The sequence below is a fragment of the Delftia sp. 60 genome (assembly GCF_002754395.1).
In the GTDB taxonomy this organism is placed as follows: Bacteria; Pseudomonadota; Gammaproteobacteria; order Burkholderiales; family Burkholderiaceae_C; genus Comamonas; species Comamonas acidovorans.
Window position 1 is genome coordinate 67,713 of sequence record NZ_PEFD01000001.1, and the last position, 12,797, is coordinate 80,509.

The 12,797-nt window shown below is 66.5% G+C and carries 15 protein-coding genes; 4 read left to right on the forward strand and 11 right to left on the reverse strand.

Going from position 1 to position 12,797, the window contains the following annotated elements:
- Nucleotides 1-3: 3 nt before the first annotated feature.
- Complete coding sequence (locus CLV01_RS00285; RefSeq protein WP_099732625.1) at nt 4-654, forward strand: NAD(P)H-dependent oxidoreductase; 651 nt, start codon at nt 4-6, stop codon at nt 652-654.
- Here the strand turns inward: CLV01_RS00285 and CLV01_RS00290 are convergent.
- The 4 genes from CLV01_RS00290 to CLV01_RS00305 form a co-directional block, all read right to left on the reverse strand.
- On the reverse strand, nt 638-1,801 hold the full coding sequence (locus CLV01_RS00290; protein WP_180288344.1) for a glycerophosphodiester phosphodiesterase: 1,164 nt from the start codon (nt 1,799-1,801) through the stop codon (nt 638-640). The genes CLV01_RS00285 and CLV01_RS00290 overlap by 17 nt on opposite strands.
- Before the next feature lie 72 nt (nt 1,802-1,873).
- Nucleotides 1,874-2,458, reverse strand: coding sequence for a methionine biosynthesis protein MetW (metW, locus tag CLV01_RS00295; protein WP_099732623.1), 585 nt, complete (start codon nt 2,456-2,458; stop codon nt 1,874-1,876).
- Nucleotides 2,455-3,603: a homoserine O-succinyltransferase MetX gene (gene metX / locus CLV01_RS00300; protein ID WP_099735023.1), complete on the reverse strand. Its 1,149-nt coding sequence runs from the start codon at nt 3,601-3,603 to the stop codon at nt 2,455-2,457. The genes metW and metX overlap by 4 nt, the downstream gene beginning before the upstream one ends.
- Nucleotides 3,604-3,709: 106 nt before the next feature.
- Nucleotides 3,710-4,288, reverse strand: coding sequence for a TMEM165/GDT1 family protein (locus CLV01_RS00305; protein ID WP_099732622.1), 579 nt, complete (start codon nt 4,286-4,288; stop codon nt 3,710-3,712).
- A 493-nt stretch (nt 4,289-4,781) separates the two neighbouring features.
- Between CLV01_RS00305 and CLV01_RS00310 the strand changes: the two genes are divergently transcribed.
- Nucleotides 4,782-5,156, forward strand: a complete 375-nt coding sequence (locus CLV01_RS00310) for an RNA recognition motif domain-containing protein (protein WP_012207843.1) — start codon at nt 4,782-4,784, stop codon at nt 5,154-5,156.
- 255 nt (nt 5,157-5,411) lie between these two features.
- A complete protein-coding gene (locus tag CLV01_RS00315) occupies nt 5,412-5,945 on the forward strand; it encodes an RNA recognition motif domain-containing protein (RefSeq protein ID WP_071953977.1) in 534 nt (177 codons plus the stop codon).
- Nucleotides 5,946-6,049: 104 nt separating this feature from the next.
- Here CLV01_RS00315 and CLV01_RS00320 read toward each other — a convergent pair whose 3' ends face one another.
- The 4 genes from CLV01_RS00320 to CLV01_RS00335 are packed head-to-tail and all read right to left on the reverse strand — an operon-like array spanning nt 6,050 to nt 9,067.
- The gene (locus CLV01_RS00320) at nt 6,050-6,850 is read right to left on the reverse strand and encodes an SDR family oxidoreductase (protein WP_099732621.1); all 801 of its coding nucleotides are present in this window, start codon (nt 6,848-6,850) and stop codon (nt 6,050-6,052) included.
- A gap of 41 nt (nt 6,851-6,891) precedes the next feature.
- Nucleotides 6,892-7,509 carry an LPS export ABC transporter periplasmic protein LptC gene (gene lptC, locus CLV01_RS00325; protein ID WP_013804806.1) on the reverse strand — a complete coding sequence of 206 codons (618 nt, stop codon included), beginning with the start codon at nt 7,507-7,509 and terminating at the stop codon, nt 6,892-6,894.
- Nucleotides 7,506-8,066: a KdsC family phosphatase gene (locus CLV01_RS00330; RefSeq protein WP_012207847.1), complete on the reverse strand. Its 561-nt coding sequence runs from the start codon at nt 8,064-8,066 to the stop codon at nt 7,506-7,508. Before CLV01_RS00330 ends, lptC begins: the two co-directional genes overlap by 4 nt.
- A complete protein-coding gene (locus CLV01_RS00335; protein WP_013804807.1) occupies nt 8,066-9,067 on the reverse strand; it encodes a KpsF/GutQ family sugar-phosphate isomerase in 1,002 nt (333 codons plus the stop codon). Before CLV01_RS00335 ends, CLV01_RS00330 begins: the two co-directional genes overlap by 1 nt.
- Before the next feature lie 97 nt (nt 9,068-9,164).
- On the opposite strand from CLV01_RS00335, the gene CLV01_RS00340 reads away from it, so the two are divergent.
- Complete coding sequence (locus CLV01_RS00340) at nt 9,165-9,722, forward strand: adenine phosphoribosyltransferase (RefSeq protein WP_012207849.1); 558 nt, start codon at nt 9,165-9,167, stop codon at nt 9,720-9,722.
- A gap of 17 nt (nt 9,723-9,739) precedes the next feature.
- Here the strand turns inward: CLV01_RS00340 and CLV01_RS00345 are convergent, their stop codons facing one another.
- The 3 genes from CLV01_RS00345 to mnmE form a co-directional block, all read right to left on the reverse strand.
- On the reverse strand, nt 9,740-10,492 hold the full coding sequence (locus tag CLV01_RS00345; protein WP_099732620.1) for a hypothetical protein: 753 nt from the start codon (nt 10,490-10,492) through the stop codon (nt 9,740-9,742).
- Between the two features lie 176 nt (nt 10,493-10,668).
- The gene (locus CLV01_RS00350) at nt 10,669-11,148 is read right to left on the reverse strand and encodes a Crp/Fnr family transcriptional regulator (RefSeq protein ID WP_012207851.1); all 480 of its coding nucleotides are present in this window, start codon (nt 11,146-11,148) and stop codon (nt 10,669-10,671) included.
- A gap of 218 nt (nt 11,149-11,366) precedes the next feature.
- Nucleotides 11,367-12,788, reverse strand: a complete 1,422-nt coding sequence (mnmE, locus tag CLV01_RS00355) for a tRNA uridine-5-carboxymethylaminomethyl(34) synthesis GTPase MnmE (protein ID WP_065344994.1) — start codon at nt 12,786-12,788, stop codon at nt 11,367-11,369.
- Nucleotides 12,789-12,797 lie beyond the last annotated feature (9 nt).

Consider the following 12,797-nt stretch of genomic DNA (forward strand, 5'->3'; position numbering starts at 1 on the left):
AACATGGGCTCCATGTCTCCAAGCACCTCCCGCCCTCCTGCCGATACGCATCCCCAGCGCATCCTGATCATCCTCGGCCACCCGTCGGCCAGCAGCCTGTGCGCAGGCCTGGCCGACGCCTACGCACAGGGCGCACGCGACAGCGGCGCCGAGGTACGCCTGCTGCGCCTGGGCGAACTGGACTTCGACCCGCTGCTGCATGCCGGCTACCGCCAGGACCAGCCCCTGGAGCCTGACCTGCAGCGGGCCCAGGCCGACATCCTGTGGGCCAGCCACCTGGCATGGGCCTATCCCACCTGGTGGGGCGGCCTGCCGGCCTTGCTCAAGGGCTTCATCGATCGCATCTTTCTGCCGGGCTTCGCCTTCAAGTACCGCAAGGGCTCGGTGCTGTGGGACCGGCTGCTGGCCGGCCGCACGGCCGACCTGCTGGTGAGCATGGATTCACCGCCCTGGTACTACCGTTGGGTGGCGCACATGCCGGGCCACCACCAGATGCGCCGCGCCATCCTGGAATTCAGCGGCATCCGGCCCGTGCGCATACATAGCTTCGGCCCCGTGCTCGGCGCCGAGGCCGCCCGTGTGCAGCAGTGGCTGGAGCAGGCGCAGGCAGCAGGCAAGCGCGCGGCGGCGCGCCGTCTCAAGGCTTCGGTTTGAGCAGGTCATCAATGGCCGCGCGCCCCACCGACGGATCGTCGGTGAAGATGCCATCGATGCCCGTGCGCAGGAAATCGTCCATGTCGGCGCGTGCATTGCCGCGCCGGGTGCCGTCCTGTGCGGGTGGCGATTTCAGGCTCAGGGGCAGGAAGGCGTTTTCGGGCCGCAGCGTCCAGGGATGGACCAGCAGCCCCGCACGGTGGGCATCGGCCACCAGCGCCGTGGGCGCCGCATTGGCGCCCTGCACCACGGGGATCACCATGCTCTTGCTCGGCCCGATGCCGTTGGCATAGCGCGCAATCTCGGCCAGGCCTGCGGGCGTGACCATGTCGGCATAGCCGGGGCCCGTGCCGCGCGCCACGCTGTCATAGGGTTTGCCCTTGGGCGCCAGCAATTGCACCAGGCGCAGGCTGCTGCGCGCGCGTATCCAGCGCAGGTTCTCGACCTCGAAGGACTGCACGAAGACTGGCGCCTGCGCATGGTTCCAGCCGTTGTCCGCAAGCAGCTTCAGCAGCACGGGCTCCAGCGGCAGGCCGATGGACTGGAAGTAGCTCGGGTGCTTGGTCTCGGGATAGATGCCTATGGTGCGGTTCGTGCGCGCGCTCTCCGCCTTTGCCAGGTCGATGACCTCCTGCAGCGTGGGCACCTCGAAACGGTCATTGAACTGCACATTCGCCGGGCGGATCGCCGGGATGCGTTCACGCGCACGCAGCGTCTTCAGCTCGGCCAGCGTGAAATCCTCCACGAACCAGCCCGTGATCGCCTGCCCGTCGATGGTTTTGGTGGTCTTGCGCGCCGCGAACTCGGGGCGGTCGGCCACATTGGTGGTGGCCTCCTTGAGGCTGCCGTCGGCCGCCAGGATGGCGATGGCGTTCTCATGCCGCGCCACCAGCACGCCATCACGCGTGATGACCAGGTCGGGCTCGATGAAGTCGGCGCCCGCGCGTATGGCCTCCCGGTAAGCCTCCAGCGTGTGCTCTGGCCGCAGCGCTGATGCACCGCGGTGCGCGATCAGCGCGGGCCGGGGAGGCCAGTCCGCGGCCTGCGATGGGGGATTGGCGGCCTGCGGCGTGGCGCAGCCTGCCAGCAGCAGGCCGGCGGCTGCGCCGGCCAGGGCCAGCGCGCGGCGGCGTGGGAAGCGGTTCATGTCTGCCTTTCGGGTTCGCAATCCGTCGATTGTGCGCGCCACCCATGACACGGGCATGGCCCGGACCGCCGCTCAGGCGTGCTCGAAATGGAAGACGGCCGTGCCCGCCATGAGATTGGGCAGGGTACGCACGCTGCGGCCATCCTGCAGGCCGAAGGAGTCCAGGATGCGCAGCCGGTTGCGGGTGGCAAGCACCTCGAAGTCCTTGTAGGTGCCCACGCGGATATTGGGCGTGTCATACCACTGGTAGGGCAGGCGCCGCGTCACCGGCATGCGCCCGCGCAGCACGGACAGGCGGTTGGGCCAGTGCGCGAAGTTGGGGAAGGCGACGATGCCCGCGCGCCCTATGCGCGCCGTCTCCTGCAGCATGGTCTCGGCATTGCGCAGATGCTGCAGCGTGTCGATCTGCAGCACCACGTCGAAGCTGTTGTCCTGGAAGATGGCCAGGCCGTCCTCCAGATTCAGCTGCAGCACGTTCACGCCCCGGCGCACGCAGGCCAGCACATTGGTGTCGTCCAGCTCCACGCCGTAGCCGGTGCAGCCACGCTCGCGCTGCAGGTGCGACAGCAGGGCGCCATCGCCGCAGCCCAGGTCGAGCACGCGCGAGCCCTTGGGGATCAGGCGCGCAATCGCCTGCATGGTGTTCAGCTCGGTCATGCGGCCTCCTTGGCGACTGTCGGGGTTTCCTGGGCGATGTTGTCAAAGTAGGAGCGCATCACCTTCATGTAACGGGGATCGTCGAGCAGGAAGGCGTCATGGCCGTGGGGCGCGTCGATCTCGGCGTAGCTGACGTCGCGGTTGTTCTCCAGCAGCGACTTGACCAGCTCGCGGCTGCGCGCGGGGGCAAAGCGCCAGTCGGTGGTGAAGCTCACCAGCAGGAAGCCGGCCTTGGCCACGGACAGCGCCCGGGTCAGGTCGCCGCCATGCGCGCGCGCCGGGTCGAAATAATCGAGCGCACGCGTGATCAGCAGGTAGGTGTTGGCGTCGAAGTAGCTGCTGAACTTCTCGCCCTGGTAGCGCAGGTAGCTCTCGATCTGGAACTCCACGTCCTGCGTGCTGTACTTCAGGTCCAGCCCCTCCCTCAGCTGGCGGCCGAACTTCTGGTTCATCACGTCGTCGCTGAGGTAGGTGATGTGGCCGATCATGCGGGCGATGCGCAGTCCCCGCGCCGGCACCACGCCGTGTTCGTAGAAATGCCCGCCGTGGAAATCCGGGTCGGTGACGATGGCGCGGCGCGCCACCTCGTTGAAGGCGATGTTCTCGGCATTGAGGTTGGGCGCGCTGGCCACGACCACGGCGTGGCGCATGCGGTCAGGATGGCGCAGCGACCACGACAGCGCCTGCATGCCGCCCAGGCTGCCGCCCAGCACGGCGGCCAGCTGGCCAATGCCCAGCCGGTCCAGCAGCCGGGCCTGGGCGTCCACCCAGTCCTCCACCGTGACCACGGGGAAGTCGGCGCCATAGATCTTGCCGGTGTCGGGATGCGCGTGCATGGGGCCGGTCGAGCCAAAGCACGAGCCCAGGTTGTTCACGCCGATCACGAAGAACCGGTTCGTATCCACGGGCTTGCCCGGGCCGATCATGTTGTCCCACCAGCCCTCGCTCTTGGCCTGGCCCTCGTAGACGCCTGCCACATGGTGGGAGGCATTGAGCGCATGGCAGACCAGCACCGCGTTGCTGCGATCGGCATTGAGCTGCCCGTAGGTCTCGTAGGCGAGGTCGTAGTCCCGGATCGAGCCGCCGCCCTGCAGCGGCAGGGGCTCGTCGAAGTGCATGGTTTGTGGTGTGGCGATGAAGGACATGAAAAAACCCGGCATCGCTAAAAACGAGGCCGGGTTCTCTGGTGTCGTCTTTAGCAGGATTTATAAAGCGCCCGCAAGCAGAAGCAAATCGGCGCATGAAGGCTCATTATGCCAAAACGCCCGTCCCCGGAAGGAACAGGGCCAGCACGCCCAGCACCAGAAAGATCACGGCCGAGATCACATGCACCAGGCGTATGGGCACGCGCTTGACCAGCTTGTCGCCCAGCCACACCACAGGCGCGTTGGCCAGCATCATGCCCAGCGTGGTGCCGGCCACCACCCACAGGTAGGCGTTGTACTTGGCCGCCAGCATCACGGTGGCGATCTGCGTCTTGTCGCCCATCTCGGCCAGGAAGAAGGCCACCAGCGTGGTGCCGAAGACGCCCCAGCGCGAATGCCCGGAGACCTCGTCCTCGTCGAGCTTGTCGGGGATCAGCATCCAGATCGCCATGGCGATGAAGGACAGGCCCAGGATCCAGCGCATGGCGTTCTCGCCCAGGTAGCTGGTGATCCAGGCGCCCACGGCACCGGCCAGCGCATGGTTGACCAGCGTGGCCACGAAAATGCCCGCAACGATGGGCCAGGGTTTGCGAAAACGCGCGGCGAGCACCAGCGACAGCAGCTGGGTCTTGTCCCCCATCTCGGCAAGTGCCACGACGGAGGTTGAAATCAGGAAGGCTTCCATGGTGTGGGGATTTATCCGGCCGGATAGAGCACGCATTGACCACGCTCCGACTCCGGCCTTTGGATCGGTGCGCGGTCAATGGTCTCGATCGGTCACACGCAGCATTGCACTGCGCGCCGCATACGCCATAGGCCAGCGAAGGCCCAAGTTTGTTGACGCATGCATCCGGCTACTGAGCCGAACGATCTACTCCCCAAAGACTGAGGCGGCGATCATAGCAGCCCCCCGATCCGCATGCCGACCACCACTGCCGCCACGGCACTTGCTTATGCGCTGCCGCAATTTCAGGGTTACTCCCAGGGGCATTCTGTGGCGGGCACGACGAATTTTTGCGAAACAGTAATAACGTGCGAAAACTTCTGCCACATAATGGGCAGGCTTTCGTTCGGGCTTCGGCTCAATGAGGGCGAGTGCGTTTGCGTCTCTAACGTTGTCATCCCGTGTTGACTCCCTAGGGCTCCATCGCGTTTTCCAGTTTTTTCAGGAGTCCTCCATGGGCAACAAGCTTTACGTCGGCAACCTGCCGTACACCTTCCGTGACAGCGATCTGGAGCAAGCCTTCAGCGAATTCGGCGCCGTCAACAGCGCCAAAGTGATGATGGAGCGCGACACCGGCCGTTCCAAGGGTTTCGGCTTCGTCGAAATGGGCAGCGATGCCGAAGCACAAGCTGCTATCCAAGGCCTGCACGGCCAAAACCGCGGCGGCCGTGACCTGGTGGTCAACGAAGCCCGTCCGATGGAGCCCCGCGCTCCCCGTAGCGGCGGCTTCGGCGGCGGCTTTGGTGGTGGCGGCGGTGGCGGCGGCTTCGGCGGCGGCAACCGTGATGGCGGCTACGGCGGTGGCGGCGGCCGTCGCAACAGCTACTAAGCACTCGCTTAGAGCTTGCGATAGCAAAAAAATGGGGCCTTCGGGCCCCTTTTTTGTTGCCAAACGTTATCAGCTTGTGTTTTCGAGCATTTATCTTTTTGATTTTTGTGCTTCATAATTTGGTTTCGGGCAGACCCGTTCGAACGCTATGTGTTTAGGAAGGTTGGACAGGCTCTTGTATACAAAGAACCTGATGTCTGTGCGTCCTGAAGCCGAGCGCAAACCAGTGAGCATTGAGGAGTTGAGGAGTTTTTGATGGGCAATAAGCTTTACGTCGGCAACCTTCCCTATGGTGTGCGTGACAACGACTTGGAGCAGGCATTCAGCCAGTTCGGCGCTGTCACCAGCGCCCGGGTCATGATGGAACGCGACACAGGCCGCTCCAAGGGATTCGGGTTTGTCGAAATGGGCAGCGATGCCGAGGCACAGGCAGCCGTTCAAGGCATGAATGGCCAGCCATTGGGCGGGCGCAGCCTCGTGGTGAACGAAGCGCGCCCCATGGAGCCCCGTCCCCCGCGCTCGGGCGGCTTTGGTGGCGGCGGCGGTGGTGGCGGCTATGGCCGTGGTGATGGCGGCGGCGGTGGCTACGGTGGCGGTGGCCGCGGTGATGGCGGCGGCTACGGACGCAGCGATGGCGGCGGCGGTGGTGGCTATGGCCGTGGTGACGGCGGTGGTGGCGGCGGCTACGGCGGCCGTGGCGATGGCGGTTTCCGCAGCCCCTATGGCTCCGGCCCCCGCAATGGCGGCCGTGGCGGCGGCTGGGGAAACAACAATAACAACGGAGAATGAGACCCCGGTCTCCATGTTCTCCCAAACAAGAAAAGGCTCCTTAAGGGAGCCTTTTTTGCGGGTGCAAGTTTATGCATGAACATATTCCCTGGGCACGACGAGCTTCAGGGATTTTTCGAATGACGATGTTTGCGCTTTCGTCCTACAAGCAGCCGATCAAACAAGGGGTTTGGCAGAATTTTCATCAAACGGCCAACCCACGCCATTTGCCAGGGGATGATGGCCAGGCTGCGCCCGGCATCAATGCAACGCCAGGCCCTTGCAGCAAACTCATGGGGCTGCAATAGGAATGGCATGCCATAGCGGTTACCGCGTGTGAGGGGTGTATCTACATAACCAGGAAGCAATGTAGTGACTTTTACGCCACTACTGCGCAATTCACCGCGAAGGCTTTCGCAATAGGCAATGACTGCAGCCTTGCTGGCGCAATAAGCACCATGTCCCGGCAGGCCGCGCAGCCCGGCCACGCTGGCGATACCGACCAACTGCCCGCTGCCACGCCGCACCATGGGCGCGATAAAGGGATGGAAACTGGCCGCCACGCCCATGGTGTTGACGGCCAGCACCTGCTGCATGGTGTCGATATCCTCGCGCATCGAGGTGTCCACACCCCAGCTGACGCCGGCATTGGCAATCACGACATCGGGCAGGCCCTGCTGCTGCTCACAGCGCCGGGCGGCAGCGATGATGCTGTCGGGCACGGCCACATCGGCCTCGTAGATGGCGAAGCGCGACGCCTCCAGGCCCTGCTGCGCAGCCCATTGCGCCATCACGTCGCCACGCCGTGCAACCAGTGCCAGCGACCAGCCTTGCTGGTAGGCATGCCAGGCCAGGGCCTGGCCTATGCCGCTGGATGCGCCGGTGATGAAGGCCAGGGGTGCCGGGCTGCGCGAGGATGTCGTCATGGCTTGTTCTCCATCGGCAGGCCTGCGCTTGCGCTGGCGCCTTACTTGGTCCTGGACGGCTGCAGGGTGCCGCGCACGCGGCCCTGCAGCTTCATCACCAGATCCAGGTTGCTGTACTGCATGCTGTCGGCCGTGAAACGGTCCTTGTCACGGGTCAGCACCACGGGCTGGTTGGAACTCACTCTTTCCTCGTTGGGCCAGGCGTGCAGGAATTCGCCCTGGAATTGCAACTGCGGCTGCGGTTGTTTACCTGCTGTCACAAATGGCTCGCGCGTGACGACGGCATTGCCAAACATCTGCACCTCGGAACCATCGGCATTGCTCAGCGCCCGCTTGGCGCTGCCGCGCGTGATGCGGCCTTCAGGCGAGACCGCGAACATGCGCACGTTGTCGATTTCGAGGGTGTCGGTATCCGGATAGTGGCGGCCCATGCTGCCCTCGATCTGGCTCTTGAGCCGCCCCGTGGCGTCGAAGCTCTTGATCGAGAAATCCTTCATGAAGTAGTCGGGCTCATGCGCCACGGCCTTTTCGGTGCCGCTGGCCACGGGCTGCGGTGCATTGCGCACCAGCCACCAGGTGCCCAGCGCCAGCAGGCCCATCAGCAGCACGGGCAGGTACAGGGAAAGCCGGTCCCCGACGCGGCGCCAAGCCTGGATCATGATGCGTATTCCGCCAGCAGCCCGGCATAGGCGCCACGCGCGGCCAGCAGCAGGTCGCACAGCTGGCGCACCGCCCCTTCGCCACCGCTGCGCGGCGTGATCCAGTCGGCCACGGCCAGCACCTCGTCATGGGCGTTGGCCGGCGCGCAGGCAAAGGCGGAGCGGCGCATCACGGGCAGGTCGGGCCAGTCGTCGCCCATGGCTGCCGCCTGGTGCCACTGCAGGCCCAACTCGCCCAGAATGGCCTCGGCGGCAGGCACCTTGTCTTCCGTGCCAAAGCGCGCATGCGTGACGCCCAGGTTGCTCAGCCGCAGGCGCAGGGCCGGCGAATCGCGGCCCGTCACCACGGCGGGCGTGATGCCGGCCTTTTGCAGCAGCTTCAGGCCATGGCCGTCCAGCGTGTTGAAGCGCTTGAGCACCTCGCCTTCGCCAGAGAACAGCAGGCCGCCATCGGTGAGCACGCCATCGACATCGAAGAAGGCCACCCGCACATCCTGCGCCAGCAGCAGCAGTTGTGCGTCCCAGTTCTGCACGGGCGTCAAAGGAGCGCGTGCCATCAGATCACCTTGGCGCGCATCAGGTCGCGGATATGGACCACGCCGCGCAGCTGGCGCTGCGCATCGGCCACCAGCACCGCGGTGATGCCGTGCTCCTCCATCATGCTGGCGGCGTCCACGGCCAGCGCGTCTTCGGCGATGGTGCGGGGCCCCTTGTGCATGACATCGCCGGCCTGCAGCGCGCGCAGGTCGGTGCCGGCCTCCACGCGGCGGCGCAGGTCTCCGTCGGTGAAGATGCCCTGCAGCACGCCTGCCGCATCGACGATGGCCGAGCAGCCCAGGCCCTTGGCGCTCATCTCGCGCATCAGTTCGACAAAGCTGGCATCGGCCCCGACCTTCGGCAGCTCATTGCCGCTGCGCATGACATCACGCACATGGGTCAGCAGCTTGCGGCCCAGCGCACCGCCCGGATGGGAGCGCGCAAAGTCCTCGGCGCCAAAGCCGCGCGCATCGAGCAGGGCCACGGCCAGGGCGTCGCCCATGGCCATCTGCGCCGTGGTGCTGGCCGTGGGCGCAAGGTTCAGGGGGCAGGCCTCGCGCTCGACACGGGTGTCCAGCACCCAGTCGGCATGGCGGGCCAGCGTGGATTGCGCGCCGCCGGTCATGGCCACCAGCGCAATGCCCTGGCGCTTGATGGCCGGCAGCAGCGCAGCGAGCTCATCGGCCTCGCCGCTGTTGGACAGCGCCAGCACCAGGTCAATGCCGGTCACCATGCCCAGATCGCCATGGCTGGCCTCGGCCGGATGCACGAAGAACGCAGGCGTGCCCGTGGAAGCCAGGGTGGCGGCCACCTTGCGCCCGACATGGCCGCTCTTGCCCATGCCCATCACGACGACGCGGCCGGACAGCCGCAGGATGCGCTGCACCACTTCGCCGAACACGCCATCAAGGCGCTGCGACATGGCTTGAAGGGCATCGGCCTCGATGCCCAGGGTGTCGCGGGCCAGGCGCAGGGCACGGGGCGTGTCCAGCGCATCCAGGGTGGCAGCATCAGAATTCATCTGGATGATTTTAGGCGGTCTGGCCATCCGGCGGCGGCGGTCGCCATCGGGCGCCTGGGTACACTGGCCCGTCTTCTCCAGCCCCCGATCCAGCGCCATGCATACCACCCCCAGCGTCAACGACTACCTGCGCACGCACATACGCACCGTTCCCGACTGGCCGGCGCCTGGCGTGCAGTTCCGCGACATCACGCCGCTGCTGCAGGACCCGCAGGTCTTTCGCGTGATGACCGACGCCTTCGTGCACCGCTACATGCAGCGCGGCATGCGCCCCGATGTGGTGGCCGGGCTCGATGCGCGCGGCTTCATCCTGGGCGCCGTGGTGGCCCACGAATTGGGCGTGGGATTTGTGCCCATCCGCAAAAAGGGCAAGCTGCCCTTCACCACGGTGGAGGAAACCTATGAACTCGAATACGGCAGTGCTACCGTGGAGCTGCACACCGACGCCGTCAAGGCGGGCGACCGCGTGCTGCTGATCGACGACCTGATCGCCACCGGCGGCACCATGATGGCCGGCAAGCGGCTGCTGGAAAAACTCGGCGCCACCGTGATCGAGGGTGCGGCCATCGTGGACCTGCCCGAGCTGGGCGGCTCCACCTTGCTGCGCGATAGCGGACTGCCGCTGTTCACGCTGGTGGATTTCGCCGGCCACTGAGCCAGGCCGCAGCCCGGTCAGCGCAGTTCGCCGTACTGGGTGACGCCCAGGTCCAGGTGGTCCAGCGTGCTGTGGGGAAAGTCCGCACCGCGATCGCCTGCGCCCGGCCCGAGCAAGGGGCCCGAGCGGCGCACACCAGCGGGAGCCGCTGCAGCAGAGCCTGCAGAACCCGCTCCCCGCCCAGCTGAGGGCATGGCTGCCACGGCGAGCTTGAAGGCCGCCATTTCCTGATCATCTATGGGCTCGAACGGAGCCATGTCCTGCCTGCGGCGCTGGGGCGCTGCCGCCTCCATCGAGGCCGCCACCGGCACGGCCATGGGCGGGGCAGGACGCGGGGCGCGGGTCGCTGCGGAATGCACCTGGGCTTGGGCCTGTGCTGCAGCGTTCTGGTCGCTGACCCGCCAGTACACGGCCGTCACGACTGCACCCATGCGGGCCTTGGCCGCCTGGGCCAGCATGGCCTCGATCTCGCTGAGCCGCGCGGTTTCGCTGGCATAGGCCCGCGCCAGGTCCATCATCACCACGAAGCGCTGGCCCACGTTGTCCAGCGAGAGCACCTTGAACTTGTAGCTCGCGGACAACACACCGGCACGCACCATGACATCGCGCACCACACCGTAGAGCTGCTCACGGCGCTCGGAACGCTCGCTGCGGCGCCCGCTGGGCCCTGCATCACGACGCGCCGCGGCACTGGCCTGGCCATCGTCTCCGGGCGAACCACGGCCCTGCTCCGGCACAGGCTTGCGGGAAAACCAGTTGAACACAGACATGGGGGCTCTCATTGTCACGAATAGTCACAAACTCGCGGCATTGTGCCTGCAACTTTGCGACATTTCGAGCACAGGCGCAGCAAAACCGCTGTATCAATTTGTCGCAGCGCAAAGGCCGGCCTGTCACCGCCCCGCGCCCGCACAGCGCCCCGCCCCAGGTGCTGCCCGGGAGCCTTTCAGGTACTGGCCACCCGGCGGCGGCTGTCCACCGCACGGCGGGCAAGCACCTGGCCGGCCGCCATGACCAGGGCCAGCGCCACACCGGGCTGGCGATTGCTGAGTTCGGCGAAGCGCATGGCCGTCAGGCACCAAAGCCGTCCCGGCGCAGCCGCCTGCACGGTGGCATGGCGCGCACGGTGGGCGAAGAAGGCGCCCTCGCCCAGGATGGAACCCGGGCCGACGATGGCCAGGCGGATGCGCTCCTTCGCATCCTGGTAGTGCACGCTGAGGCTGCCGGACTCCACGAAGTACAGATTGCGGTCCAGCGAACCTTCGGCAAACAGCAGCTCGCCCGCCGCCAGCGTGACCGGCACCAGGTAGGGCGCCAGCAGATCCCATTGCTCCAAGGTCAGCGCGTTCTGCACACCATCGACAGCCACGGCCGACGACATGGCCTGGGCCAGTGGCCGCAAATCATTGTGGGAGGAAGAAGACATGGCGGATCCGGTTCGAAGTGGGCCGCGCACCCGCGCCAGGGCTGCGCCCGGCGGCAGGCAGCGACGAGGGCCGCTGCGGCACGCCGCATGCTAAGCGACGGCAGCGGACACGCCAATGCCGACAAGCGGGTTTTTGGCGGCAAATTTTGTAGCAAAAGATAAGTATTGCAGCAACTCTGCCGGCTGTGCGAATAGGTCGGGGCCATCCGGCAGCCCGGTCACTTGCCGATGCAGAAGCTGGAAAAGATCACGCCCAGCAGATCGTCGGAGCTGAATTCCCCGGTGATGGAGTTCAGCGAGACCTGGGCCAGGCGCAGTTCCTCAGCCAGCAAGTCCAGGTGGGCGGCCTGGGCCGCCAGCTGCAGCTCGGCCTCCTGCAGGTGGGCGGCCACGGCCTGCAGTGCCTCCACATGGCGCGCGCGCGCCAGGTACAGGCCTTCTGGGGCCGACTGCCAGCCGGCGACGTCCAGCAGGCGCCGGCGCAGGGCATCCAGGCCGTCGCCCGTGCGTGCGGACAGTGCCACGCTGCCTTCACGGCCGCCATGCTCCTGCATCCGGGCGGGTTCCGCGCGATCGGTCTTGTTCCAGACATCGATGACGGGCACCTGGCGCGGCAGCTTCTGGGCCAGGGTTTCGGCAATGGCGGCATCGGCCGCCAGGTAGTCGTGCTCGCCCATGCGTGTGAGGTCGTGCAGGAAGAGCACGGCATCGGCCGCGGCGATCTCGTCCCAGGCGCGCGCGATGCCGATGCGCTCGACCTCGTCGCTGCTCTCGCGCAGGCCTGCCGTGTCGATCACATGCAGGGGCACGCCTTCGATCTGGATGGTCTGCTGCACCTTGTCGCGCGTGGTGCCGGCAATCGGGGTGACGATGGCCAGCTCCGCACCGGCCAGCGCGTTGAGCAGCGAGCTCTTGCCCGCGTTGGGCTGGCCCGCGATCACGACCTTGATGCCTTCGCGCAACAGCGCACCCTGGTGGGCGCGCGACAGCACCTGGTCCAGCTTGCCACGCAGCCGCGCGAGCTGGCCGCTGGCATCGGCCTTTTGCAGGAAGTCGATCTCTTCCTCGGGAAAATCCAGCGTGGCCTCGACCAGCATGCGCAGGTGCACCAGCGCGTCGCGCAGGCCATGGATTTCCTCGGAAAAAGCGCCCGACAGCGAACGGCTCGCACTGCGCGCGGCGGCCTCGGTGCTGGCATCGATCAGGTCGGCAATGGCCTCGGCCTGGGCCAGGTCGATCTTGTCGTTGAGAAAGGCACGCTCGGTGAATTCACCGGGCTGGGCCAGGCGCAGGCCCGGCAGCACGCTGCGATGGTCTTCGCCAGAGGCTTGTGCAGCCTCCAGGCAGCGCGCCAGCAGCAGTTGCAGAACGACGGGGCCGCCGTGGGCCTGCAACTCCAGCACATCCTCGCCGGTATAGCTGTGCGGCGCCGGGAAGAACAGGGCCAGGCCGTGGTCGATGGGGCCGCCCTGGGCATCGCGAAACGGCAGATAGGTGGCCTCGCGCGGCTTGAGGTCGCGCCCGCACAGCGCCCGCACCAGCGGCGCCACGCCCTTGCCAGACACACGCACGATGCCCACGGCACCCCGCCCCGGGGCGGTGGCGATGGCGGCGATGGGGTCGTTGTGGCGGGGCAGCATGGATGGAGC

Coding starts and splice junctions, on each gene's coding strand:
- CLV01_RS00285 (WP_099732625.1), top strand. CDS start 4: ATGGGCTCCATGTCTCCAAGCACCTCCCGCCCTCCTGCCGATACGCAT.
- CLV01_RS00290 (WP_180288344.1), bottom strand. CDS start 1,801: ATGAACCGCTTCCCACGCCGCCGCGCGCTGGCCCTGGCCGGCGCAGCC.
- metW (WP_099732623.1), bottom strand. CDS start 2,458: ATGACCGAGCTGAACACCATGCAGGCGATTGCGCGCCTGATCCCCAAG.
- metX (WP_099735023.1), bottom strand. CDS start 3,603: ATGTCCTTCATCGCCACACCACAAACCATGCACTTCGACGAGCCCCTG.
- CLV01_RS00305 (WP_099732622.1), bottom strand. CDS start 4,288: ATGGAAGCCTTCCTGATTTCAACCTCCGTCGTGGCACTTGCCGAGATG.
- CLV01_RS00310 (WP_012207843.1), top strand. CDS start 4,782: ATGGGCAACAAGCTTTACGTCGGCAACCTGCCGTACACCTTCCGTGAC.
- CLV01_RS00315 (WP_071953977.1), top strand. CDS start 5,412: ATGGGCAATAAGCTTTACGTCGGCAACCTTCCCTATGGTGTGCGTGAC.
- CLV01_RS00320 (WP_099732621.1), bottom strand. CDS start 6,850: ATGACGACATCCTCGCGCAGCCCGGCACCCCTGGCCTTCATCACCGGC.
- lptC (WP_013804806.1), bottom strand. CDS start 7,509: ATGATCCAGGCTTGGCGCCGCGTCGGGGACCGGCTTTCCCTGTACCTG.
- CLV01_RS00330 (WP_012207847.1), bottom strand. CDS start 8,066: ATGGCACGCGCTCCTTTGACGCCCGTGCAGAACTGGGACGCACAACTG.
- CLV01_RS00335 (WP_013804807.1), bottom strand. CDS start 9,067: ATGAATTCTGATGCTGCCACCCTGGATGCGCTGGACACGCCCCGTGCC.
- CLV01_RS00340 (WP_012207849.1), top strand. CDS start 9,165: ATGCATACCACCCCCAGCGTCAACGACTACCTGCGCACGCACATACGC.
- CLV01_RS00345 (WP_099732620.1), bottom strand. CDS start 10,492: ATGTCTGTGTTCAACTGGTTTTCCCGCAAGCCTGTGCCGGAGCAGGGC.
- CLV01_RS00350 (WP_012207851.1), bottom strand. CDS start 11,148: ATGTCTTCTTCCTCCCACAATGATTTGCGGCCACTGGCCCAGGCCATG.
- mnmE (WP_065344994.1), bottom strand. CDS start 12,788: ATGCTGCCCCGCCACAACGACCCCATCGCCGCCATCGCCACCGCCCCG.